Below are 23,898 nucleotides of genomic sequence, written 5' to 3'. Positions count from 1 at the left end.
CGTCTCAGTCGAAGCGCAGGTCGGCGAGTTGCCGTTCGAGGACGGTGACGTCGTCCTCGGGCTCTTCACCGACCGGGCGCGCCGCCATGAGCGCGGCGAGCTCGACGCCCGCCCGGCGGACGCGGCCGGGCAGGCCGTCGGTGTACTCGTCTCCCCCCGAGCCCCAGTCCTCGGAGGCCGCGAACACGGCGGTGGGGACGACGACGGCCCGGAGATAGGCGAAGAGCGGGCGCACGGCGTGCTCAAGGACCAGGGAGTGGCGGGCGGTACCGCCCGTCGCGGCGATCAGGACCGGCTTCCCGGAGAGGGCGTCCGGATCGATCACGTCGAAGAAGGACTTGAAGAGACCGCTGTAGGAAGCCGCGAACACGGGAGTCACGACGATCAGGCCGTCGGCCTCCGTCACCGCGTCGATCGCGGCGCTCAGTCGCGGCGGCGGAAAGCCGGTCACGAGGTGGCCCGCGATGTCGACGGCCAGTTCCCGCAGCTCCACGGCCTCGGTCGACGGCGCCTGCCCCCGGGCGGCGAGTTCGTCGCGGGCCGCCTCGGCCAGCCGGTCCGCGAGCAGGCGGGTGGAGGAGGGGGTGCTCAGCCCCGCGGAGACGACGATCAGTTTCATGCGGCGGACACCTCCCGGACGGCTCGGAGGGACGCGTGAGTGGGGGCCTCCGGCACGTCGGACGGACGCCCCTTGGCGAATTCCCTCCGCAGCACGGGCACGACCTCTTCGCCGAGGATGTCGAGCTGTTCAAGGACGGTCTTCAGAGGCAGGCCCGCGTGGTCCATCAGGAACAGCTGGCGCTGGTAGTCGCCGACGCTCTCCCGGAACGACAGGGTCCGCTCGATGACCTGCTGGGGAGAGCCCACCGTCAGCGGGGTCTGCTCGGTGAAGTCCTCCAGCGACGGGCCGTGGCCGTACACGGGAGCGTTGTCGAAGTAGGGACGGAACTCCCTTACGGCGTCCTGGGAGTTCTTGCGCATGAAGACCTGTCCGCCCAGGCCGACGACGGCGTCCTCCGGCCGGCCGTGGCCGTGGTGCGCGAACCGGCGCCGGTAGAGCTGCACCATGCGCCTGGTGTGGTCGGCCGGCCAGAAGATGTTGTTGTGGAAGAAGCCGTCGCCGTAGTAGGCGGCCTGCTCCGCGATCTCGGGGGACCTGATGGATCCGTGCCAGACGAAGGGCGGGACGCCGTCCAGGGGCCGGGGTGTCGAGGTGAAGGCCTGGAGCGGCGTACGGAACGTTCCCTCCCAGTCCACGACGTCCTCGCGCCACAGCAGGCGCAGCAGCGTGTAGTTCTCCTTGGCGAGGTTGATGCCCTGGCGGATGTCCTGTCCGAACCACGGGTAGACCGGACCGGTGTTGCCGCGACCCAGCATGAGGTCGACCCGGCCGTCGGCCAGGTGCTGGAGCATCGCGTAGTCCTCGGCGATCTTCACCGGGTCGTTGGTGGTGATCAGCGTCGTGGACGTGGACAGGATCAGCTTCTCGGTGCGGGCGGCGATGTAGCCGAGCATGATCGTCGGCGACGACGGGACGAACGGCGGGTTGTGGTGCTCGCCTGTCGCGAAGACGTCCAGGCCGACTTCCTCGGCCTTGAGGGCGATGGCGACCATCGCCTTGATGCGCTCGTGTTCCGACGGAGTACGGCCGTTGGTGGGGTCGGGGGTCACGTCCCCGACGGTGAAGATGCCGAACTGCATGGGGTGTCTGCTCTCCTGAGCTCGTCCGGTTCCCGCGCCGGGAACCGGGGGCCGGGGTGACGCCGGGGGCTCCGGCGTCCCCCAGCGGGTCAACGGTGCGGCGTCACTTCGTCAGGAAGGCGAGGAGGGCGGTGTTGACCTCCTCGGCGTGGGTCCACAGCAGACCGTGCGGGGCGCCCTCGATCTCGACGTAGTCGGCCGACGGGAGCACCTTGTGGAAGGGGCGCGCGGTGCCCTCGGCAGGCAGGATGCGGTCGGCGGTGCCGTGCAGGATCAGGGCCGGCACGTCGACGGCGGGGATGTCCGCGCGGAAGTCGGTGTACCAGGTCGACGGCGCGGCGGACGCGGCGAAGGAGCCGCCGGCGGCCGCGGTGTTCCAGCTGTTGCGGACGGCCTCCTCGCTGATGCGAGTGCCCAGGTTCTCGTCGAGGTTGTAGAAATCGTTGAAGAAGGCCGTGTAGTAGGCGTACCGATCGGCCTTGACGGCGGCGACGACGCCGTCGAAGAACTCCTTCGGGGCGACGCCGTCCGGGTTGTCGTCGCTCTGGAGCAGGCAGGGCTCGAGCGAGGCCAGGAAGGCGACCTTGGCGACCCGCCCGGAGCCGTACGTGGACACGTAGCGGGCGACCTCGCCGGTGCCCATGGAGAAGCCGACCAGGACGGCGTCGTTCAGGTCGAGGGTCTCCATCACGTTGTTCAGATCGGCCGCGAAGGTGTCGTAGTCGTAGCCGGTCGTCGGCTGCGAGGACTGCCCGAATCCGCGGCGGTCGTACGTGATCACGCGGTAGCCGGCGTCGAGCAGCGCGGCGCTCTGGCGCTCCCAGGAGTGGCCGTCGAGCGGGAAGCCGTGGATGAGGACGACGGGCTGCCCGGCACCCTGGTCCTCGAAGTACAGCTCGATGGGGTTGGTGTTCTCCTGGCCCACGGTGATGTACGGCATGGGGATGCTTCCTCGATTCGGGTCGGCTGGTCCGCACGTCGAAGCGGCGCGGTATGCCCGTCACGCTAGGACCGGTCCTGTACCTCCTGTTGCCGTACAACGCACCACCCCTTGCACGGGGACGCAGAGGTCACTCAGCCGCCGGTGGCTGTTCGGGCGTCGCCCTCCGCAAGCACGATCCGTGCCAGGTGGACCCTGGAGCGCACCGAAAGCTTGCGGAAGATCGACGCCAGATGGGTGTTGACCGTGTGCGGGGAGACGACGAGGGCCTCCGCGGCCGACCGGTTGGTGTGGCCCGCGGCGATCAGCCGGGCGACCTTGCGTTCCGAGGCCGTGAGCGCGTCCCAGCCCTGGCCGGGACGCGGCCGGAGGCTTCCGGTTCGCCGGCCGGAGCGGCTGGTGGCCCGTTCCAGATCGGCTCGGACCCGGTCTGCCTCGGCGTCGGCCCCCGCCTGGGCGTAGATGTCGTGCGCCCTGGTCAGGGCGGGTGTCGCAGCGGGGTCGCCTGCGGCAAGAAGAACGCGCCCGAGGTCGGCGGATGCGGCGGCGAGGGGCAGCGGCCGGGGGCCGGTGAGGAGGATGCGGACCGATCGCTCCAGGAGTCCGTGGTCGGCGTTCACCAGGCCGGCCGCGTGGGCGGCCGTCCCCTGGGCGGTCGGCACAGAGGGGTTGCGGGTGGCGTGTGCTGCCGCCTGGGCCGCGAGGTCCTCGGCCAGGTTCCGTTCCCCGCCGCGCAGGGCGATCCGCACGGCCTGGACGACATGGGGGCGCAGCAGCCGCCATCGGAGGAAGGGATGGTCCCGCTGCACGGATCGGACCAGTTCGGCCGCTGCCGTGTGGTCGCCGTCGGCGTCGGCGACGACGGCCTCGAAGTACTGGTGCGTGGCGTGGTTGCCCGTGTTCGGCCGCTCGGCCACGGTCGCCCGCACGACGTCCAGGTGTTCCCGCGCGGCTTCGCGGTCGCCGCGCAGCATCGCGAGGAGGCCGCGGTTGACGCGGACGTTGACCAGGTTGCCGGGCACGCGGAGGTCCGCTTCGATCCGCTCGGCGGTGACGAGATCGGCGTCCGCGTCGTCGAGCCGGCCGAGCCCCATGTTCAGGGTCCCCTGGGCCCAGCTCAGCATGGCGGGACGCTGGGGAGCGTCGCCCGCCGTCCGGAGCAGTCGCCGTACGGTGTCGAAGTCGTCCATGTGGATCCGGGCGACGGCCTCCTCGGGCAGGAAGGCCGTGTCGAACACGCTCAGCGCCGTGTGGTGTTCGACGGCGGCGGCGCAGTCGCCCGCGTTGAGGGCGATCTCGCCGAGGCCCCACAGCGCGAGGACACGGGCCTCCCGGTCACCGGACCGCTCCGCTTCGGCGAGCGCCCGTTCGCCGGTCTCGCGAGCGGCCCCGAGGTCGCGCCCGCGGGACCGGGCGAGGGCCTGCCGGGCGGTGAGCCGGGCGCGGATCGTCGGGTCGGTGACGGCTGCCAGTGCCGCCGTCGAGCGGCGGGTCAGCTCGTGGATGTCGTCGAGGTGCCACAGTGTGTCGCCGAGTACGGACTGCAGACGGGCGAAGACGTCCAGGGGCGGCTGCCGGGCGAGCAGTGTGTCGCCGGTATCCCGTGCCTGGGTGTACCGGCCCGCGCGGGTCAGCGCGACGATGGCCCGTTCTCCCACGTCGAACACCATGGGCGCATGGGGCGGTACGAGTTCCAGGGCGCGTACGGCCAGGTCGGCGGCGAGGTCGGGCATCACGGCGATCACGTCCGTGGCGGCCGTGCCGAGCAGCCCGATCGCCTCCTGGTCGCCGGGTTCGGCGCTCTTCAGCAGATGGGGGACCGCGTCGGTGGAGCTCCGGCCTGCCGCGACGAGCCGGCTCGCGGCCTCGCGGTGGAGCGCCCGGCGGACGGAGGGGGCGAGATCGGCGTACACCGCCTGGCGGAGCAGGTCGTGGCGGAACAGGAGGCGTTCGCCGTCGTCGTGGAGGACGGCGGCGGCGATCGCCTCGTCCACTTCGGCGCTGAGTCCGGAGGCGGGCCGGCCGCACAGGGCGGCGGCGTCCGCGAGCGAGAACGCGCGGCCGAGGACCGAGCCGATCCGCAGGAAGTGGAGGGTGCCCGGCCGGAGGTCGGCCAGTCGGTCGCGTACGCCCCGGACCAGCCGCTCGGACGGTTCCGGCGCGTTCGGGCCCGCCGCCGCGATGCCCGAGAGCATCTCGGCCGCGAGGAAGGGGTTGCCTCCCGCCCCGTCGAGGAGCTCCGCGACCTGCTCCGGTACCTCCCCGCCGAGGACGTCCCGTGCCAGCTCGGCCAGGGCCGTGTCGGACAGCGGCAGGAGGGGGAGGGTCGTCGTCCGCGGCCCCTGCCCGTACAGTTCCGGGTCGTCCCTGCCCGTGAGCAGCCAGAGGACCGGGGAGCTGAGCAGCCGTGCCGGCATGACACTCAGGGCGAACCGGCTCAGCGGGTCGGCCCATTGGACGTCGTCGACCGCGATCAGTACGGGCGTGCCCGCCGAGCGTTCCTCGATCAGCTGGGCCAGTCGTTCGACGAGCCAGATGCGCTGGCCGTGATGGCCCGCGAGGTTTGCGAAGTCCGTGCTGGACAGCAGCGGCGGGTCACCGTGCAGGAGGCCGGAGGCCAGTGAGGCGAGCGGTGCCAGCTCGTGCAGTTCCTCGGCGCGTCCATGGCTGACGACGAACCCGTGAGCCCGCGCGATCGAGACGGTCTCCTGCAGCAGTACGGTCTTCCCGATCCCGGGCTCGCCCAGGATCAGCGCGATCGCTCCTCCCTCGCCGTCGCGCACCGCCTCGACCAGGGCGCGCAGCCGCTCCAGCTCGGCTTCGCGGCCCCGCAGCCCGGGCCGGCTCAGCGCCGCGCTCCCGGGCACGCCATGCCTTCTCCCTCGGGCCGGTCGGGGCTCATCCCTTGACCGATCCGGCGAGCAGTCCCCGTGCGAAGTGCCGCCGGAGGCAGAAGAAGACGAGCAGCGGGACGAACGCCGCCACGAAGGCTCCTGCGGTGAGCCGCTGCCACTCGTTGCCGTACGTCCCGGCCAGGCTCGCCAGTCTGACCGTCATCGGCGCGGTCTCGGCCGTCCCGCCCGACAGCGTCAGTGCCACGAGGAGGTCGTTCCACACCCAGATGAACTGGATGATGGCGAAGGAGACCAGGGCCGGGCGAGCCAGGGGCAGCACGATCCGGAGGAGCAGCGTCCCGTGCGACGCGCCGTCGACGCGGGCGGCCTCGATCAGGCCCCGGGGCAGCCCGGCCAGGAAGTTGTGCAGGAGGAACACCGCGAACGGCAGCGCGAAGACCGTGTGGGCGAACCAGACCTGGCCGAAACGCGCGGGACCGGTGAGGTCCCACGCGGGCAGGAACAGCCAGCCCTGGGAGAACAGCTTCAGAAGGGGGACGAGCGCCATCTGGAGCGGCACGACCTGGAGCGCGAAGATGCCGACGACGAGCGCGTCCCGCCCCCTGAAGTCGATCCACGCCAGGGCGTACGCCGCGAAGAACGCCAGTACGAGCGGGAACAGCACCGAGGGAAGGGCGATGACGACGGAATTGACGAAGTACTCCGCGAGCCGCCCCGACCCGTTCCCGCCGCCGGACAGCACCTCGCCGTAATTGTCGAGCGTGAGATGCGGTGTACCGAACACGGTCCACCAGCCCGTCGTCTTGATCTCCTCCTCGGGACGGAACGAGGAAAGCAGCAGACCGAGGGTCGGTGTCGTCCAGAGGACCGCGATCACTACGGCGATCGACGTGAAGGCGCGGGAGGCCAGACGCTCCCGGACGCCGTTCACACTGTCCTCCGCTGTGCCCGGACCTGGTGGGCGACGAAGGGGGTGACGAGGACGAAGAGGAGCACGGCGAGAGCGGCGCCGCGGCCTGTCTCGCCGTAGCGGAAGGCCTGGTCGTACATCTCGTGGGCGATGACGCCCGTGTCGAACTGTCCGCCGGTCATGGTCTTGACGATGTCGAAGGCCTTGAAGGTGCCGATCGCCTGGGCGAGGACCACGACGAGCAGAGTGGGCCTGATCGACGGCATGGTGATCCGCCAGAAGATCTGCCTGGAGGACGCGCCGTCGAGTCGGGCCGCCTCGGTCAGCTCTCCGGGAACGGCCCTGATCGCGCCGGCCAGCAGGACGGCCGCGAAGCCCGCCTGTGTCCACACCATCACCACGATGAGGAACAGGACGTTCCAGGGAGAGTCCACGAGCCATTGCCTCGGTTCGCCGCCGAACGCGACGACGAGCTGGTTCAGCAGCCCGATCTGCCCGGCCTCCGCGGGACGGTAGGCGTAGACGAACTTCCAGACGACACCCGCGCCGACGAAGGAGATCGCCATCGGCATCAGGACGAGGGACAGCGCGAACGCTCTGAACCGCGACCGTACGACGGCCGCCGCGTAGAGCAGACCGACCGAGGCTGCCAGCAACGGCACGAGCACCACCCACGCCAGGGTGTTGCGCAGCACCACCATCGCTCGAGGGTCGGTGACCATCCACACGTAGTTGTCGAAGCCGGCCCACGCGTCTCCCCCGCTGTCGGTGAACGACAGGACCAGGGTGCGCAGACCGGGCAGGAGGAGACCCACCGTGAGCAGCAGCAGCGCGGGGGCCAGCAGGAGGAGGGCCGCGGCCCTCCTCCGAACCGGCCCCCGGTGCAGCGCCAGCAGAATCAGGGAGGCCACCGCCGCGAAGGCGGCGACGCCCTGGAGCAGGTACAGCAGCTTGGGCTGCTGGGCGACGACGTCGAACGACATCAGTGGCTCGGCCAGGACCGTTCGATGGAGTCGGCGACCTGCCGGGTGCTCGCGCCGCCGATCCAGTCGACTGAGCCCTTCCAGAACGTCCCGGCGCCGACCGAAGCGGGCATCAGGTCCGAACCGTCGAACCTGAACTGTGTCCTGGGATCCTGGAGCAGCTGGATCGAGAGCCTGTCGACCGGGGTGGCGGCATTCGCCGGATCCACGCCCTTGTTCGCCGAGACGAACGGGCCCTTCTTCATACGCGCGTTCGCGAAGTCAGCGGAGGCCAGATACTCCTGATAGGCCCGCACTTCGGGACGGTCGGCGAACGCCGCGGTGAACACTCCACCGCCCAGTACGGGGCGGTTGGCCGGGTCGGCCCCCGGGAGGAGGAAGGCGTAGACGTCCTTGTCCGGTCCGATCTCGGTGCCCTTCGGCCACATGTCGGCATAGAACGAGGCCTGGCGGTGCATCGCGCAGTCGCCGGAGAGAATCGGTGTGCCGGCCTCCTGGAAGGAGATCGACGCCATCGACCGGGGCGGACCGAAAGCGCCGTTGGCATACCGGTCGTTCTTGAGGATGGACCCCACGGTGTCCATGGCCTTGATCACCCGCGGGTCGTTGAACGGGATCTTGTGGGCGACCCACTGGTCGTAGAGGTCCGTGCCCTGCTGACGCAGCAGGACGTCCTCGATCCAGTCCGTCACGGGCCAGCCGGTCGCCTCGGCGGACTCGATGCCCGCGCACCACGGCTTGACGCCCGACGCCGCGACCTTCTCCGTCACGGCCATCAGTTCGGACCACGTACGGGGAACGCTCAGTCCCCTGTCGTGGAAGAACTTCGGCGAGTACCAGACGAACGACTTCACGTTCGCGACCAGCGGCGTGCCGTAGAGGGTGCCGTTCACGGTCGCGTAGCTGTTCCAGTCCGGCGACCAGCCCTGCTGCGCGAGGGCCACGACCCCGGCGCTCGCGGGCTTGAGCTTCCCCGCCCGCGCAAAGCGTTCCAGGAGCCCGGGCTGAGGGAAGAACGCGACGTCCGGCGCACTCCCGCCGTCGACCCGGAGCTGGATCTGCGCCTCGAACTGCCCGTCCCCCTCGTACTGGACGTCGACCCCTGTGCAGTCCGCGAAGTCCGCCCAGGTCTCTTCGAACAGGTCGGCCTCCCGGTCACGGTTCTCCGCGTAGACGGTGACCTTGGTGCCGGGGTGCTCGCCGTACCTGGCGTACGGCCCGCAGTCCACAGTGGCGTGCGACCGTGAACCACTGTCCTGCGGAACACCGCAGGCGGCGGCAAGGGCGGCGAGGGCGATGACAGCGAGCGTGAGCCTCGCGCCGAACCTCATGGGTGCATCTTCTCCGATCGCCCGCCGAAGGGTTCTCGGGGGCGATCAGAAGCTACCAGCGCTCGAACAATATCGACTAATCGTTCGATCCTGAACGATCGGATCAGTGGGCGGTGGACCGGACCGCGTCCTGGATCAGCTCCGCCACGGCCTGGGGCTGGGCAAGCATGACCAGGTGGGAGGAGTCGACCTCGACGGTGGTCATGCCCGCGCGCTCATAGCCGTAGCGCTCCACATCGGGGTTGATCGTGCGGTCGGAGGAGGCGACCAGGCCCCACGAGGGCTTGGTCTTCCACGCCGCGACAGGCGCCACCTCCGAGAAGGCGCGTGCGGCCAAGGGGCGCTGGGAGACGGCGAGCACCGCGGCGAGGTCGGGGTCGACGTCCGCCGCGAAGAGGGCGGGGAACCGGTCGACCGCCACCGAGACGTCGGTGCCGGTCTCGGTGGAGCCGGCCACCGGGAACGGGGTGTAGACGAGCGCGTCGGCGAGACCGGAGTCGGGGAAGCGGCCCTGCAGCTCGCCCAGGCTCTCGCCCTCCTCCAGCGCGTATCCCGCGAGGTACACCAGTGCGCGGACGTTGTCCTCCGTCCCGGCGAGGGTGATGACGGCACCGCCGTAGGAGTGCCCGACCAGAATCACGGGGCCTTCGACGGCGCGGATCAACGAGGCGATGTACGCGGCGTCGTCAACGAGGCTGCGGTTGGGCACCGCCGGGGCCACCACTTCCATGCCGGCGGCGGTCAGTTCGGGGATGACGCGGGCGAAGCTGGAGGCGTCGGCGAAGGCGCCGTGGACCAGGACGACGGTGGGGCGGGCGTGTCGGGGCATGGGGGAACTCCTCGGTGTGTGACGGGGGGATGGGGCTGGGGATGCGGGAGACGGATGCGTGGTGTTCGTGTGGTGCTTCACAGGCCGAAGCGGGCGCGCCTCGCTTCGGGCACCAGGTCGGTGTACTCGGGATGCTTGCCGATCCAGCCCCGGATGAAGGGGCAGTACGGCAGGACGCGCAGCCCACGAGCCCGGGCGTCGTCGAGCGCTCCCCGGGCAAGGAGACCGCCCAAGCCCTGGCCGGCGAACCGGCTGTCGATCTCGGTGTGGATGAAGGCGATCTCGCCCTCCGAGAGGTGGTACTCGGCGAAGCCCGCGGTCTCGGTGCCGTCGTCGCCGGCGAGGATCTCGTACCGGGACTTCTGGGGCCGGTCCGTCACCTGCGGTTCCATGGGTGCTCCTGTGCGGTCGTGGTGTGAAGGGGAGGGTGGGCGCGGTCAGAGCGTGCGGCGTACGCCCGCCTGGCGTTCCAGGTTGCGGAGCTGGACGGCCAGGTCGCCTTCCACGGCGAGGTGAGCGGGACCGCTGCGGCCGATGGGCAGGACCTGCTCGCTGCGCATGTCCTCGAGCATCAGGGCGAACGCCGTGTACATCGCGACCAGCGCCACCACGAGGCCGAGGGCACCGGACGTGCGCGTCAGCCATTCGGCGCCGGTGATGCCCGAAAGGCCGGTGGCCGCCCAGCGAGGGAGGGAGACCGCGAGGACGAGCCACAGCGCGCGCTTGGGCCGGGTCACGGCGGTCATCAGGGCCCCGAAGCAGAGGAGCGCCAGGTTGAACACGCCGAGGACCTGAAGGCCGTCGGCCGCGCCGCTGAGCATGATGAGCGCGTAGGGCAGCCAGCTGCCCGCGAAGACCGCCATCAGCGTCGCCGCGATCACGTCACGGGCGCCGAAGGCCAGGAAACTCACCAGGAGTTGGAGGACGAAGGCCGGAAGCACGGTGAAGGCGACGGCGGCGCGGGCCGCCTCGTCGAACAGCCCGAGCTGGAGGCAGCCCGTCATCACGGAGGCGATGGCTATCGTGAAGAAGCCGAGCGGCATGGGTGAGGCGATGGGGCGCAGGTTGATCCGTGTCATCGACCGGAGGTCCGGTTCGAAACGGCGTCCCGGGGGCGCGTCCGGCGAGGTCGCCGGGGTGTCGCCGCTGTCGGCGGCGGGGGAGGCTGCGGACATCGGGTGGATCTCTCTTTCAGTGCTCGAAGCAGGGGTCGACGAAGGACGGGGTCGTGTCGGGGACGGAGCCGCGGGCGACGCGCCAGCGGCGGTGCTGCTCGGACTCGGCGACGGCCTCGGCCACGGCCACCGCCTGTTGCGCACCGCTCCGGTAACCGCCGAAGTGGGCCACCGGGCTCCACTCAGGGCTCACCGGCGGGACTGCCTCGTCGAGGCCCTCGTACTCGGCGGTCGCGTAGACGATGCGGCCGCCGACGACGGTGAGGACGGACTCGATGTCGGGGATGGCGGCCTCGGGCACGGTGAGGTAGTCCTCCGACAGGATCGCGAGGTCGCCGTAACACCCTTCTCGCAGGACGCCCTTGACGTCCTGTTCGCCGGTGAGCTGCGCCCCGCCCCGGGTGTAGAGGCCGAGGGCGGTCTCCCGGTCGATCAGGTTCCCGGCCGGGTAGAGGGCCGTGCCGCCGACGGTGCGCCCGGTGACCAGCCAGTGGAGCGCGACCCAGGGGTTGTAGGAGGAGACGCGGGTGGCGTCGGTTCCGGCGGCGACGGTCAGGCCCCGGTCGAGCATGGCCCGGACCGGCGGGGTGTGGGCGGCGGCCTCGGCGCCGTAGCGGTCGAGGAACGCGGCGCCCTGGAAGGACATGCGGTTCTGGACGGAGAGGGCGCCACCGAGGGCGGCGATCCGGTCGAGGCTGTCGGTGGAGACGGTCTCCGCGTGGTCGAAGAGCCAGCGGTTGCCGCCGGGGAAGAGCCCTTCCGCCGCGAGCTTCTCGAAGACGGCCAGGTCGCGGCGGATCGTCTCGTCGTAGGTCGCGTGGAGCCTGAAGCCCCAGCCGTTCTCGAGGAGAAGACGGACGGCGCTCTCGAATTCGGTCTCGTAGCCGGCGGCGAGTTCCGGCCGGGGTTCGGAGAAGTTCTCGAAGTCGGCAGCGGCCCACGTCAGGTTCTCTCCAGCGCCGTTGAGCCGGAGCCACTCGTCCCCGTCCCCGGGCTTGACCATCTCGGTCCACCGCTTCAGGTCGGCGAGCTCCTGACCGGCCGTCTGCGGGAAGAGGTGATAGGCGATCCGGAGGGTCAGCTCCCCCGACCTGGCGAGGTCGACGACCGTGGCGTAGTTGTCGGGGAAGTTCTGGAACCCGCCGGCGGCGTCGACCGCGGACGTCAGTCCGAAGCGGTTCAGCTCACGCAGGAAGTGGCGCGTCGACGTCCGCTTGTCAGCCTCGTCCAGGGCCGGCGCCTTGGCCAGGGTCGAGTACAGGATGAGGGCGCTCGGGGCGGCGAGGAGGACACCGTTGGGTTCGCCGTCCCGGCCCCGGACGATCTGCCCGCCGCGCGGGTCGGGGGTTTCCCGGGTGAACCCGGCGGCCTTGACGGCGGCCCGGTTCATCAGCGCCGACTGGTACAGGTGAAGGACGAACACCGGGGTGTCGGGGGCCGCGGCGTTCAGCTCGGCGACGGTCGGCATCCTGCGTTCGGCGAACTGTTCGGCGGTCCAGCCGCCCACGACGCGGATCCACTGTCCCTTGGGGGTGCGACCGGCCTGCTCGCGCAGCATGGCCAGGGCGTGGCGCAGGCTGCGTACCCCGTCCCAGCGCAGCTCCAGGACGTAGTTCAGGCCGCCCCGGATGACGTGCAGGTGCGAGTCGTTGAGACCGGGGATCATCCTGCGGCCGAGGGCGTCGACGACCTTGGTGCCCGGGCCGACGCGGTGGGCGAGGTCGTGGTCGTCACCGAGGGCCGCGATCCGGCCGTCGCGGATCGCGACGGCGCGGGCCTCGGGCCGGTCGGGGTCACCGGTGAAGACCTTCGCGTTACGGACGAGGAGGTCGGCGTGCTCGTGCTCCCGACGCGGGGCGGGGACGAGGCCCGCCACCGGCATGCTCGTCGACGGCCCGGTCATGCGAAGGCCTTGCGCAGGGTGTCGGTGGCGAGACCGATGGCGAGTTCCGCGGCCTGCGTCTCGCGCAGTGCGTTCAGCATGACGAAGTCGTGGATGACGCCCTGGACGCGCAGGGCGGTGACGGGGACGCCGGCGGCGCGGAGCTTCGCCGCGTACGCCTCGCCCTCGTCGCGCAGGACGTCGGCCTCGGCAGTGATGACCAGGGCCGGCGGCAGGCCGCTGAGCTGCTCGGTGGAGGCGCGCAGCGGGGAGGCGGTGATCTGGGCGCGCTCGGCCTCGGCGGTCATGTACTGGTCCCAGAACCACTTCATGGCGTCGCGGCGCAGGAAGTAGCCCTCGCCGAACTGGTGGTACGAGTCGGTGTCGAAGCTCGCGTCCGTGACCGGGTAGAAGAGGACCTGCTGGACGAGCGTGACGTCGCCGCGCTGCTTGGCCATGAGGGTGAGGGCGGCGCTCATGTTGCCGCCGACCGAGTCGCCCGCGACGGCGATCCGCGTGCCGTCGAGGTCCTTGTGGTGTCCCTCGCGGGCGACCCACTGGGCGACGCTGTAGTTCTGCTCGATCGCGACGGGGTAGCGCGCCTCGGGCGAGAGGTCGTACTCGGGGAACACCACGGCCGCCCGGGTGCCGACGGCGAGTTCGCGGACGAGCCGGTCGTGGGTGTGGGCGTTGCCGAAGACCCAGCCCGCTCCGTGGATGTAGAGGATGACGGGAAGCGGGCCGGTGGCGCCGCGGGGGCGGACGATCCGGGCGCGGACGTCGCCGGTCGGGCCGCCGTGGACGGTGATCCACTCCTCGTCGACCTCGGGCAGGGGGACGCCCTCACCGCTCTGGACACCGTCCACGGCCTTACGGCCTTCGGCGACGGGGATCTGGTAGAGGTACGGCGGCTGGGCGGTGGCGTCGGCGAAGGCCTGGGCGGCGGGTTCGAGGATCGGACGGTTCTTCATGAGGGGTTCTCCTTCTGGGGATGTACGAGAGGGCGCAGGTCGGGGGCTCAGATGACGAGTTCGGTGTCGGTGCCGCCGCGGGGCAGCGGGTACGACCGCGGGTTTCCTTGTCGGGTGGTGAGGCGTTCGGGTGCGCTCGGCGGGCGGGCGTGGGTGTGCCGGTCGGGCGGGAGGGTGCGCCGGTTGGGCCGAGCGGGTGCGGCGGCCGGGCGGGGCCTCGCCTCAGAGGCCGTACGCCTCCAGGAGCCGGAGCCAGACCTCGCTGACCGTCGGGAAGGCGGGCACGGCGTGCCACAGGCGCTCCAGGGGGACCTCGCCCACGATGGCCACGGTGGCGGTGTGGATGAGTTCGGTCGCCAGGGGGCCGGTGAGCGTGCAGCCGACGACGACTCCCCGGGTCTCGTCGACGACGAGCTTGGCGAGGCCGCGGTAGTCGTCCGCGTGGAGCGCGGCGCCGGCGACATCGTCGATGCGGTACTCCACCGTGCGTACCGCGAGACCCGCTTCGCGTGCCGCGCGTTCCGTGAGACCGACGCTCGCGACCTCAGGACGGGTGAAGACGGCCTGGGGGACGGCAATGTGGTCGGCCTCCGCGCTCCACGGCTGCCGGGCGCCGGTGACGGCCGGGCGCCCCGCTGCTCGCTCGGCGATCGCCGCCTCGCAGGCGCGGGCCTGGTACTTGGCCATGTGGGTCAGCGGCGCACGGTGATTCACGTCGCCGACGGCGTAGAGCCATGCGCCCTCGACCGCGGTGACCAGACAGGTGTCGTCGACCGGGAGCCAGTCACCTGCCGGCAGTCCGACGGAGTCCAGGCCGAGGTCTGCGGTGCGCGGGCGCCGGCCGACGGCGGCGAGGACCTCGTCGCAGACGAGGGCGGTGCCGTCGTCCGTGTTCACGGTCACCGTGCGGGTGTCGGCGTCACGGGCGACCCGGACGGCCGACACCCCGAAGCGGATCGTGACGCCCAGGTCGCTCAGCCCCCGGGTGACCTCTTCGCCGGCGCACGGCTCCCAGCCGGTCAGCAGGGCCTGGTCGCGGACCAGCAGGGTGACGGAGGAGCCGAGCGAGCGCCACGCGGTGGCCATCTCGCAGGCCACCACTCCCCCGCCGATGACGACGAGCCGCTCGGGCACCGCGTCGGCCGTGGTGGCCTGCCGGCTGGTCCACACACCGATCCGGTCGAGCCCCTCCACTGGCGGAAGGGCGGGCTCCGTGCCGGTGCAGACCACGACCGCGCGCCGGGCCCGCAGGGTACGGACCGTGCCGTCGGCCCCCGTCACCTCCACCCGGCGCTCACCGGCGAGCCGTCCGTGCCCCCGTACGAGCGCGATGCCCGCACCGTCGAGCCAGTGGGCCTGGCCGCTGTCGTCGCCCCGCCCGGTGAAACGGTCACGCCGGGCCAGGACGCGCGCCGGGTCGAGTGCCGCCGTGACCGCCTGCCGGGCCCCGTCGACCGACCGGGCCGCCGCTCGGGCGACGCCGGGTCGCAGCAGGGCCTTGCTCGGCACGCAGGCACGGTAGGAGCACTCGCCGCCGACCGCCTCGGCCTCGACGACGACGGCGGTCATCCCCGACCGGACGGTCCGGTCGGCGACGACCTCGCCGGCCGGACCGCCGCCGACCACGACGACGTCGTACGTGCCCGCGTACGCGTCCTCCATCAGCCGCGCACCAGAGGGGTGTCCACGAGGTGCTCGGCCAGGAACCACACCTGCGCCTCGCCGGTGCGGATGACATCGGAGACAAGCAGGTCGGCGCTGCCCTCGTCGCCCTCCCCGGAGAGCCGGGCGGCGGCATCCCGGGCGTCGATCAGGATCCCCTCGTGTGCGTCGAGGAGCCGCGACAGCATGACGGGGACCGGCTCGACGCCGTCCGGCGGCCGGGGAATCGCGGTCAGCTCCGCGACGTGGCGCGGGTCCCCGACGGCGACGCCGCCGAGGCTCTGGACCCGCTCGGCCAGCGCGTCCACGATGACCAGCTGGGCCTCCGCGTGCTTGTCCAGCATCAGGTGGAGCGAGTAGAAGGTCGCCCCTCGCATGAGCCAGTGGTGCTTCTTGTAGAGGGAGTAGAGGACCTGCGTGTCGGCAAGTACGCGGTTCAGCCGCTGGCAGGCGTACATGCGGGTGTCGTGGCCGAGGCCGATCGGCAACTGCTTGAGCGTGCCGAACGCCTGGGTCTCGGCGCCCTTCTGGTGCAGCAGCGGCTGGCCGCCACCGTGCGGAGTCGTGAGGGTGTCCATCGGGTGCTCCTGTTCGGGAGAGAGGGCGGGAAGGGCCCGGCCGCCCGGTCGGGGGTACGCGGGCGGCCGGACCCGGTCTGTGGGGCTCGCGCTCAGCGGTCGGCGATCGCCGGGGCGGGGGGCCGGTGCAGGACGATCCGGGTGAGGAGCCCGCTGCCGAGACCGGCCACGAGCGCGAGGGCCGCCCACCACGGCGGGTACGGCGTGAGGCCGATGGCCGCGTCGAGGGACCAGGCGCCGGGGCCGGTGGCGGCGAGGGCGGCGGCGGTGCCGATGAGGACGAGCGGGTACTCGTATCCGTCGTTCTGCACCCAGAGCCCGTGGCGCCATTTCACGGTGAGCGCGACCGTCATGACCCCGATGGCGCCGGTCGCGGCGAGCGGGGTCAGGAGGCCGGCGGCGAGCAGCAGGCCCGATCCGATCTGACCGCCGCCCGCCGCCAGGGCGGTGAGGGCACCGCCGCGGAACCCGTCCGCGCGGAACTCCTCCGTGCCGCCCTCGACTCCCGTGCCGCCCAGGTGCGAACTGATCTTCTGCACACCGTGGCCGGCGACGAGCAGTCCCACCAGCAGACGCAGGATCAGAATGCCGGTGTCCACAGGGGTCAGCCGGCGGCGTGCGCGCCGATGACGCTCTGCGCGTACACGACGCCCAGGCCGTACGCACCCGCGTGGGCCTTGACGATCTCCATGACCGCGCCGTACGACTCCTGGCGCGCCCAGTCGCGCTGCAGCTCCAGGAGCACCTGCACCCAGGTCACCGGGACGGCGCCGGCGGCGATCATCCGCTGCAGCGCGTGCTCGTGGGCGGCCGGGCTGACGCCACCGGAGGCGTCGGAGACCACGTACACCTCGTACCCCTGCTCAAGGGCGGAGAGCGCGGGCAGCACCAGGCAGACCTCGGTCCACAGGCCCGACAGGATGATCTTCTTGCGCCCGGTCGCCTTGACCGCCGCCACGAGCGCCTCGTCCTCCCAGGCGTTCATGGTCGTACGGTCGATGGCCTCGTGCTGGGGGAACACCTCGGCGAGCTGGGGCAGCAGGGGTCCGGAGAACGACTCGGCGGCGACCGTGGTCAGGACGGCCGGCACATCGAATGCCTGAGCCGCCTTGGCGAGACCCACGGTGCTGTTGATGATCGCGGCGCGATCGCCGCTCCCGGTGCCGAAGAACATCTGCGGCTGGTGGTCCACGAAGAGCATGACCGCGTTGTCGGGCGTGAGCAGATCCTTGCTCGGGGCGGCCTGCACCTTGTTGATGTCAAACATGAGGGGTCCTCTCGAAGCAATCGGCAACGTGCCCGCCGCGTCCGCGGCTCGGCACTTCTTCAAGCTACGAGCGACCCGACCGACCGAGTTGACCTCCTGCGCCCAGGAGTTGGCACGACAGCGCACAACCGGTCAAGGACCAGAGCCGCGCAGTGTCACGGGCGCGAACGCGCAAGGCCGCGACGCCGGCACGCTCGCCCCGAGACTCCCGTGAGGAGAGGCAAGACGGTGCCCGACGACATCGCCCGATGGCTGAACGAGCACGCCAACCCGTTGAGTACCCTGACCCCCGGCGCGCCGGTGGAGGACCTGAAACCCCTGGGCGAGGCACTGCGGGGGACACGGATCGTCGGTCTGGGGGAATCCGCCCACGGCACGGGCGAGTCCTTCCGGCTGAAGCACCGCATCGTGCAGTTCCTGGTCCGTGAGGAGGGGTTCACCACTCGCCACGGAGGCCAGCCAGTCCGCCACCCGCGCTCTCGACACGTACGTCCGGTACGGCACGGGCTCCCCCGAACGGCTCGTCGCCGGGCTGGGCCAGCTCTGCGCCGACTCGGTCGAGGCCGTCGCCGCCTATCTGCTCCGGGCTGCGCCCGATCAGGCCGGGCGCGTCAACGCCCTGGACGTACTGGCCCGGGCCCGCCCGAGCACGCTTCCGGACCCGGACAAGGCCCTGATGCGACGCGCAGAGGAGATCGCCCGTCTCATCGCGGACCACGCGGAGCGGCCGGGTCCCGGCGACGACGTCGGCGAGGCTCTGGAACACGCGCGGATCCTCGTCCGCGCCGCCGACCTGGTGACCCGGCCCTTCGCAGCCTCGGCCGGCGAGGACGGCGTGCTCGCCGCGCGTGACCGCTACATGGCCGAGGCCGTCGCACGGCTCGTGGACGACGACCCCGAGGCTCGCGTCATGGTCTGGGCGCACAACGGGCACATCGCGAAGGGCACGTACGGGGACCAGGTGCCGGCCCTCGGCAGCAGACTCCGCGAACGGTACGGCGACACCTACTGCGCGCTGGCCCTCCTCTTCGGCAAGGGCTCCTTCCTGGCCCGGCGCGGCAACGACCTCCAGCGCCCGCCGGCCCGCCACCGCATCGGCACCGGCCTCCGCTCCCTGGAGGCCAGACTCACGCACGCCGTACCCGGCGACTACTACGCGGACTTCCGCGCCGCGGGTTCCCCCGCCGACGCCGCGCCCTGGCTGCACGCCCCGCACGCGCAGCGCAGCTTCGGCGCCAACGTCCAACGGTTCCGCTACCGCTTGAATACCGCCCCGCTCGTCCCGGCCGAGGACTATGACGGCATCGCGTTCGTAGCACGCTCGACCTGCTCCCACCTGCTGCCCCCGGCGGACGACTGAGGTTCTCTTACGGCCACAGGTCGAGCGCGGCGTTCAGAGTGAGCTGCCACATCGGTTCGGCACCGGTGCCGAATGCCGCGGCGAGCCCGTACCCCACGGACGTGTCGTACGGGTCCCTGGCACGTTCGGACTCGCCCGCCGCCTCCCAGTCGGCCGACACGCGCCCGTCGCCGCTCGATGTGAAGACGCCGAGCAGCCGCTCGTCCCGCAGCAGCCGGCTGGTGCCGAGGGAGTCCGGAACCAGCAGATAGCTGCACTCCCGCGCCCCTGAGACGACCTCGACCCGGTACGAGCGCCGGGTCAGGAATCCCTTGGACGGCCGCAGGGTCTCCTCTGCACCGTCGACGAGCAGAGTGAGGTGCTCGGGGTCGCGCGTCCCGATCGGCACATGGCTCTCCGGCACGGTGTGCGGGGCCCGCCGGATCTCGACCGGTGGCAGACCGTCCCCGCTCACGCCCAGCGTCCCGGCCTCGTGGTCGAGTGCGATCCGGACCGCGCCGAAGAGCGGATCGTCGGCGGGCACGTACGCGTACGGATTCATCGGGACCCTTGCCTCCTGTTCACACTGGTGATCATCTTGCCTCAGTCTCGTCCGGACGCGGAGGGCCGGTCCCTTTGCGAGAAGCGCGACTGGTTGTAGCCGACAGACGTTCGCCGCCGCGCGCTGTCAGTGAGAAGCCGTTTCTCCACCGATCGCGGTGGGCGTGAGTTCGAGTGTGACCGCCCGGCCGGGTGATCTTTCGGCGGTCTGGGTATCAAGCTCTGGGTATCAAGCCAGGGGTGATCGGCGAGCGAGGGGGCGGACTCGAATGGGGGCAGCGGGCGAGCAGGACCTTGAGGACGGGGACGGCTGGTTGACGAAGGCCGAAGTCCGGGAGATCTGGCCGCAGATCAGGCCGTGCAGCATCAGGGCCGTGGCGCGGGCCAACAGCGTACGTACCTCTGCCGCGCCCTCCCCGGACCTGACCCGCGAGCCGACGTACCACCCGGCCGACGTGCGCCACGTGGCCGCGCGGATCGCCCGGGGTGAGGCCGAGGTCGCGCCCTGGCAGCGCGCTGACTCCGACGCTGCACGCGACGACGCCACACCCGTCCCACCGGTTCGGCAGCCCGTCAGTTGGGGGTCCGAGAACGTGCCGGGGCTGATCCTGCTGGCGATCGTCGTGGGGCTGATCCTCTGGGGCCTGACCTCTCCCGACAACCACGGCACGGTAACGTACTTCGTGCGCTGAGTGCGCTGACTGGCGGTTGCCCCACCGATCTTGGTGATCGTGTGTTCGAGTCTGCCGACTCGGTCGGGCGGTCTCCTGGTCGTCAGGCGGGAACCACCGAGCCGGGCCCCGCCCCGGTGACCAGCGCAAGCCGTTCACCGGCCACCCGGCGTGAGCTGTTGCCTCCACCCTGGTGTCGGGTCCATCGGGTGGTCTCGTGGGGCCCCGGCGGGGGGTTCAGTGGCACAGGGCAGTGGTCACGGCGCGGTCGAGGTTCATCCGGGCCGGTCCGTCGGGGAGTTGGAGGGTGACCGCGATGGTGGCGGCGCGGCCGTCGTCCGTGGCGCCGCCGCGGGTTTCGTACCCGGGGAAGCTGCCGCCGTGGCCCCAGGAGAGGCCGCCGCACGGCAGCGGGCGGCTGACGAGTCCGAGTCCGTAGCGGGAGCCGGGGCCGAAGGTCGCTTCGGCGGGGACCGTGGAGCGCATCTGCGCGAGTTGGGCCGGCGGCAGGAGGCGGCCGGCCAGGAGGGCGCTGAAGAAGCGGTTCAGGTCGGAGCCGGTGGACACCATCTGGCCTGCTGCCCAGCTCCAGGACGGGTCGATGTCCGTGATGTCGCGCAAGGGTCCGTCCCCCTGGTCGCGGTGGTAGCCCCGGGGGTGCGGCGCCCGGATGGTCACTTCTCCGGGGGCGGGAAAGTAGGTGTGGCGCAGCCCGATGCGCTTGATGATGCGCCGGTCGATCTCCTCGGCGAGGGGTCGGCCGGTGACCTTCTGGACGATCAGGCCGGCCAGTACGTAGTTGGTGTTGCTGTACTTCCACCTCTTCCCGGGGGTGAAGTCGGCCGGGTGGCGCAGGGCCGTGGCGAGCAGTTCGCGGGGGGTGTAGGGGCGGGCGTCGTCGCCGAGGTGGTCGCTGTAGTCGGGGAGTCCGCTGGTGTGCTGGAGGAGCTGGCGGACGGTGATGCGCCGCCCGTCGATGCCCTCCCCGCGGACGAGGCCGGGCAGGTGGGTGTCGACGGTGGCGTCCAGGTCCATCCTCCGCTCGGCGACGAGCTGGAGGACGACGACCGCGACGAAGGTCTTGGTGTTGCTGCCGATCCGCACCTGCCCGTCGACGGGCACCGGGGCGCCCGTGCCCAGGTCGCCGAGTCCCGCGGTGGCGGTGCGGGTGCGGCCGTTGCGGTCCTGGACGCTCGCCAGCGCAGCGGGCGTCCCGTCGTCGCGCACCAGCGCGTCCAGGGCCTGCTGGACGGAGTCCGGCCTGACGGCGGCGGAAGCAGAGGCCGCGGGCGGCGCGAGGGTACCCAGGGTGAGGAGGCCGAGGGCCACCGCGGTCGCGGCGCGCAGGGCCCGGGGGCGCCGCGCGCCCTGCGGCCGGACCGTCGGACTCGGCCCTCGGTGTGATGGTCCGCGCATGCGTCGGCTCCTGTTCGGTCGTGGGATCTCAGGTCGGGCCACCGGGTGGTCGGCGTGATCGCCGGGCGTCCTGGTCATCCGCACAGGGCCCTGTCCACGGCGTCCTTCACGTGCTGCACAACCGCCTCGTCCGTGGGAATGGCGGTGACCGCGACGGCCGCGGCGCGGCCGTCGTCGGTGACGCCGCCCCGGGTCTCGTACCCCGCGATGTCGCCGCCGTGGCCCCAGGAGACACCGCCGCACGACAGCGGCCTGCTGGTGAGCCCCAGGCCGTAGCGGAGGCCGGAGGTCCCGGCCGGAACGGTCGTGCGCATCTCGGCGAGTTGGGCCGCCGGGAGGAGACGTCCGGCCAGGAGTGCGGTGAAGAAGCGGTTGAGGTCGGAGTTGGTGGAGATCAGCTGGCCCGCGGCCCAGCCCATCGAGGGGTCCATCTCCGTGAAGTCGCGCAGTGGTCCGTCGGCCGGGTTGCGGTGGTACCCCCGCGGGTGCGGCGCCCGGATGGTCATCTCTCCGGGTGCGGGGAAGTAGGTGTGGCGCAGCCCGATGCGCTTGATGATGCGCCGGTCCATCTCCTCCGCGAGGGGGCGGCCGGTGACCTTCTGGACGATCAGTCCGGCCAGCACGTAGTTGGTGTTGCTGTACCCCCACTTCTCCCCGGGGTCCCCGTCGGCCTTGTGCTGGAGGGCGATGTCGAGCAGCTCGCGGGGCTCGAAGTACCGGTTCCTGATCTCGTCGTCGTCGACGTGGATGCCGTACTCGGGCAGTCCGCTGGTGTGTTGGAGGAGATGGCGGACGGTGATGCGCCGGCCGTCGATGCCCTCCCCGCGGACGAGGCCGGGCAGGTAGGTGTCGACGGTCGCGTCGAGGCCGACCTTTCCCTCGCCGACCAGTTGCAGGACCACGGTGGCGGTGAACGCCTTGGTGTTGCTGCCGATCCGTATCCGGCCGTCCCTGGGCACCGCCGCGCCGGTGGCCAGGTCACCGGTTCCCGCGGTGTACGTGCGGGTGCGGCCGTCCCGGTCCTGGACGCTCGCCAGCGCGGCGGGCATCCCGTCGTCGCGCACCAGGCGGTTCAGGGCTTGCTGGACGGCGTCCGGCTTGGCGGCGGCGGAAGCGGAGGGTGCCGAGGGGGCGGAGGCGGAGGTGGCGGAGGTGGCGGGAGCGGAGGCGGCGAGCGGGGTGAGGGGGCCCAGCGTCATGGCGCCGATGGCCAGCGCGGCCGCGGCTGCGGCCGACACGGCTCGTCGGCGCCCACCGCCCTGCTGTCGTGTCGAGGTACGGGGGAAGCCCTGCCGGTTCTGCGGATGCATGGATCAACTCCTGGCGGATCGTGCGGTGTCGGGGCATGTGGTGTCGGGGAATGTGGTGTCGGGGCACGATCCTGGCCTCCGGGGCCGCTCGGCCGCATCGCGGGAAGGCGGGAGACGTCACTCCCCCGATCGGGGGAGGCTGCCGGCCGGCTGCCCGACGATACTGGCGACCATGATCAGGGGAATCCGGCCGCTGCTGCGCGGCTCCACGTACTCGGGTGTGCTGTTCGCCTACTGCGGAGCGCTGGCGAGCCTTCCGCTGCTGCCTCTCGCCCTGTTGCCGGCGCTGGCGTGGAGATCGGCGCCCGAAGGCGTGCAGATCCTTCTGGTGCTGCCGCTCTGGGCGGTACTGGTCGCCGCGGCCGGCCTGGCGCGCCCCGTGCGGAGGGCGCTGGTCGCGTCCGCCCGGCGGCTGTTGCGGGTACCGCTGCCCACTCCGCTGGCCGGTCGCCGCAGGTCCGGTGCGTCCGGCCTCGACCGCTGGCGGACCCCGCTCTGGCTGGTTCTGCACGTGGCCGTCGGGTGGACGGGGGCACTGGCGAGCGGGGTGCTGTTCATCATGGGCCTGTCCCTGCCCGGGAACTGGCTCGGCGGCGAGGCGCGGGCGAGCCTGTTCGGCACGTCGGTCCGGGTGACGGGCGGGTGGAGCTGGGTGGTGGGGGCCGTGTGCGTCCTGCTGGCGGTGGGCGTCTGCGTCCTGGTGACGAAGGCCCTGCGGTGGGCGGCGCCGCGGCTGTTGGGGCCGTCGGCGGCCGAACGGCTCGCGCTGGCCGCCGAGCGGGAGTTGCTGCTGGCCGAACGCAACCGCATCGCCCACGAGTTGCACGACTCGATCGGGCACACGCTGACGGCGGCCACCATCCAGGCGGCGGTGGCGGGCGAGATGCTCTCCGCCGACCCGGTGGCGGCGCGGGCCGCCATGCGCAGCATCGAGGAGTCGACGCGGGCCGCGCTGGAGGACCTGGACTACGTCCTCGGAGTGCTGCGCGAGGAACAGTCGGGGACGGCGCCGACCCGGACCCTGGCCGACCTCCCCGAGCTGCTGGACCGCCTGAGGCACGCGGGGGCGGTGGTCGAACCGGAACTGACCGGCGACCTCGCGCAGGTGCAGGGGACGCTGTCCCGGGCGGCGTACCGGATACTCCAGGAGGGGCTGACGAACGCGCTGCGCCACGGGGCGGGCGGCCCGATCGGGGTCCGGGTGGCGGCCGGGCCGGACGGCCTGGACCTCACGGTGGTCAACAGGACGGGGGCGCGGACGGGCCCGGGCCCGGGTCCGGGTGCCTTTCCGACCTCCGGCCACGGCCTGTCCGGACTGGCCGAGCGCGTGAGGCTGTTGCACGGCGGGTTCGAGGCCGGCCCGGACGGGACAGAGCACTGGAGGCTGGCCGTACGGCTGCCGGTGCGGGCGTCGGCGTGAGCGGATCGGCTGCCGGTGCGGGCGTCGGCCTGAGCGGGTCCGCCGCGGGCGGCGGCACGGCCCGGCACGCCGTGCCCGGGGCCGCCGTCACCGGGAG

22 protein-coding genes are annotated in these 23,898 nt (G+C 71.9%); 3 read left to right on the top strand and 19 right to left on the bottom strand.

What is annotated here, in order from left to right; all coding sequences use genetic code 11:
* Nucleotides 1–4: 4 nt before the first annotated feature.
* From ACFWU6_RS27995 to ACFWU6_RS27920, 16 genes are all read right to left on the bottom strand, one after another.
* Complete coding sequence (locus ACFWU6_RS27995; RefSeq protein ID WP_383802217.1) at nucleotides 5–619, bottom strand: FMN reductase; 615 nt, start codon at nucleotides 617–619, stop codon at nucleotides 5–7.
* On the bottom strand, nucleotides 616–1,701 hold the full coding sequence (locus ACFWU6_RS27990) for an LLM class flavin-dependent oxidoreductase (protein ID WP_383983704.1): 1,086 nt from the start codon (nucleotides 1,699–1,701) through the stop codon (nucleotides 616–618). Before ACFWU6_RS27990 ends, ACFWU6_RS27995 begins: the two co-directional genes overlap by 4 nt.
* A 103-nt stretch (nucleotides 1,702–1,804) precedes the next feature.
* Nucleotides 1,805–2,641: an alpha/beta fold hydrolase gene (locus tag ACFWU6_RS27985; RefSeq protein WP_383983702.1), complete on the bottom strand. Its 837-nt coding sequence runs from the start codon at nucleotides 2,639–2,641 to the stop codon at nucleotides 1,805–1,807.
* 134 nt (nucleotides 2,642–2,775) lie between these two features.
* Nucleotides 2,776–5,508 (bottom strand): AAA family ATPase, encoded by a 2,733-nt coding sequence (locus ACFWU6_RS27980; RefSeq protein WP_383983700.1) that lies wholly within the window; start codon nucleotides 5,506–5,508, stop codon nucleotides 2,776–2,778.
* A 31-nt stretch (nucleotides 5,509–5,539) separates the two neighbouring features.
* A complete protein-coding gene (locus tag ACFWU6_RS27975; protein ID WP_383802228.1) occupies nucleotides 5,540–6,427 on the bottom strand; it encodes a carbohydrate ABC transporter permease in 888 nt (295 codons plus the stop codon).
* Nucleotides 6,424–7,389 carry a carbohydrate ABC transporter permease gene (locus tag ACFWU6_RS27970; RefSeq protein ID WP_383802231.1) on the bottom strand — a complete coding sequence of 322 codons (966 nt, stop codon included), beginning with the start codon at nucleotides 7,387–7,389 and terminating at the stop codon, nucleotides 6,424–6,426. The genes ACFWU6_RS27975 and ACFWU6_RS27970 overlap by 4 nt, the downstream gene beginning before the upstream one ends.
* Nucleotides 7,389–8,720 (bottom strand): ABC transporter substrate-binding protein, encoded by a 1,332-nt coding sequence (locus ACFWU6_RS27965; protein ID WP_383802233.1) that lies wholly within the window; start codon nucleotides 8,718–8,720, stop codon nucleotides 7,389–7,391. The genes ACFWU6_RS27970 and ACFWU6_RS27965 overlap by 1 nt, the downstream gene beginning before the upstream one ends.
* A gap of 103 nt (nucleotides 8,721–8,823) precedes the next feature.
* Complete coding sequence (locus ACFWU6_RS27960; RefSeq protein ID WP_383802236.1) at nucleotides 8,824–9,549, bottom strand: alpha/beta fold hydrolase; 726 nt, start codon at nucleotides 9,547–9,549, stop codon at nucleotides 8,824–8,826.
* Nucleotides 9,550–9,626: 77 nt separating this feature from the next.
* Nucleotides 9,627–9,941, bottom strand: coding sequence for a GNAT family N-acetyltransferase (locus tag ACFWU6_RS27955; RefSeq protein WP_266782491.1), 315 nt, complete (start codon nucleotides 9,939–9,941; stop codon nucleotides 9,627–9,629).
* Between the two features lie 45 nt (nucleotides 9,942–9,986).
* Nucleotides 9,987–10,724, bottom strand: a complete 738-nt coding sequence (locus ACFWU6_RS27950; protein ID WP_383802239.1) for a GPR1/FUN34/YaaH family transporter — start codon at nucleotides 10,722–10,724, stop codon at nucleotides 9,987–9,989.
* 16 nt (nucleotides 10,725–10,740) lie between these two features.
* The gene (locus tag ACFWU6_RS27945) at nucleotides 10,741–12,627 is read right to left on the bottom strand and encodes an amidohydrolase (protein WP_383983698.1); all 1,887 of its coding nucleotides are present in this window, start codon (nucleotides 12,625–12,627) and stop codon (nucleotides 10,741–10,743) included.
* Nucleotides 12,624–13,577 carry an alpha/beta hydrolase gene (locus ACFWU6_RS27940; RefSeq protein WP_383983696.1) on the bottom strand — a complete coding sequence of 318 codons (954 nt, stop codon included), beginning with the start codon at nucleotides 13,575–13,577 and terminating at the stop codon, nucleotides 12,624–12,626. Before ACFWU6_RS27940 ends, ACFWU6_RS27945 begins: the two co-directional genes overlap by 4 nt.
* Nucleotides 13,578–13,799: 222 nt before the next feature.
* The gene (locus ACFWU6_RS27935) at nucleotides 13,800–15,239 is read right to left on the bottom strand and encodes a dihydrolipoyl dehydrogenase family protein (RefSeq protein WP_383983694.1); all 1,440 of its coding nucleotides are present in this window, start codon (nucleotides 15,237–15,239) and stop codon (nucleotides 13,800–13,802) included.
* Entirely contained in the window at nucleotides 15,239–15,817 is a 579-nt protein-coding gene (locus ACFWU6_RS27930; RefSeq protein WP_383983692.1) for a Dps family protein, read from the bottom strand. Before ACFWU6_RS27930 ends, ACFWU6_RS27935 begins: the two co-directional genes overlap by 1 nt.
* 92 nt (nucleotides 15,818–15,909) lie before the next feature.
* Entirely contained in the window at nucleotides 15,910–16,416 is a 507-nt protein-coding gene (locus ACFWU6_RS27925; protein WP_383983690.1) for a DoxX family membrane protein, read from the bottom strand.
* 5 nt (nucleotides 16,417–16,421) lie between these two features.
* Nucleotides 16,422–17,084, bottom strand: coding sequence for a hydrolase (locus ACFWU6_RS27920; protein ID WP_383802257.1), 663 nt, complete (start codon nucleotides 17,082–17,084; stop codon nucleotides 16,422–16,424).
* Between the two features lie 424 nt (nucleotides 17,085–17,508).
* Between ACFWU6_RS27920 and ACFWU6_RS27915 the strand changes: the two genes are divergently transcribed.
* Complete coding sequence (locus ACFWU6_RS27915; protein WP_383983688.1) at nucleotides 17,509–18,444, top strand: erythromycin esterase family protein; 936 nt, start codon at nucleotides 17,509–17,511, stop codon at nucleotides 18,442–18,444.
* Between the two features lie 7 nt (nucleotides 18,445–18,451).
* Here the strand turns inward: ACFWU6_RS27915 and ACFWU6_RS27910 are convergent, their stop codons facing one another.
* Nucleotides 18,452–18,985: a hypothetical protein gene (locus ACFWU6_RS27910; protein WP_383802263.1), complete on the bottom strand. Its 534-nt coding sequence runs from the start codon at nucleotides 18,983–18,985 to the stop codon at nucleotides 18,452–18,454.
* A 313-nt stretch (nucleotides 18,986–19,298) separates the two neighbouring features.
* On the opposite strand from ACFWU6_RS27910, the gene ACFWU6_RS27905 reads away from it, so the two are divergent.
* Nucleotides 19,299–19,676, top strand: a complete 378-nt coding sequence (locus ACFWU6_RS27905; protein ID WP_383983686.1) for a hypothetical protein — start codon at nucleotides 19,299–19,301, stop codon at nucleotides 19,674–19,676.
* 216 nt (nucleotides 19,677–19,892) lie between these two features.
* Here the strand turns inward: ACFWU6_RS27905 and ACFWU6_RS27900 are convergent, their stop codons facing one another.
* Entirely contained in the window at nucleotides 19,893–21,071 is a 1,179-nt protein-coding gene (locus ACFWU6_RS27900) for a serine hydrolase domain-containing protein (RefSeq protein ID WP_383983684.1), read from the bottom strand.
* A gap of 74 nt (nucleotides 21,072–21,145) precedes the next feature.
* Entirely contained in the window at nucleotides 21,146–22,381 is a 1,236-nt protein-coding gene (locus tag ACFWU6_RS27895; RefSeq protein WP_383983682.1) for a serine hydrolase domain-containing protein, read from the bottom strand.
* 172 nt (nucleotides 22,382–22,553) lie between these two features.
* On the opposite strand from ACFWU6_RS27895, the gene ACFWU6_RS27890 reads away from it, so the two are divergent.
* A complete protein-coding gene (locus ACFWU6_RS27890; RefSeq protein ID WP_383802275.1) occupies nucleotides 22,554–23,801 on the top strand; it encodes a sensor histidine kinase in 1,248 nt (415 codons plus the stop codon).
* Nucleotides 23,802–23,898 lie beyond the last annotated feature (97 nt).

It is taken from the genome of Streptomyces sp. NPDC058674 (genome assembly GCF_042716505.1).
Taxonomy (GTDB): domain Bacteria; phylum Actinomycetota; class Actinomycetes; order Streptomycetales; family Streptomycetaceae; genus Streptomyces.
This window is presented reverse-complemented; position numbering and strand designations above follow the sequence as displayed.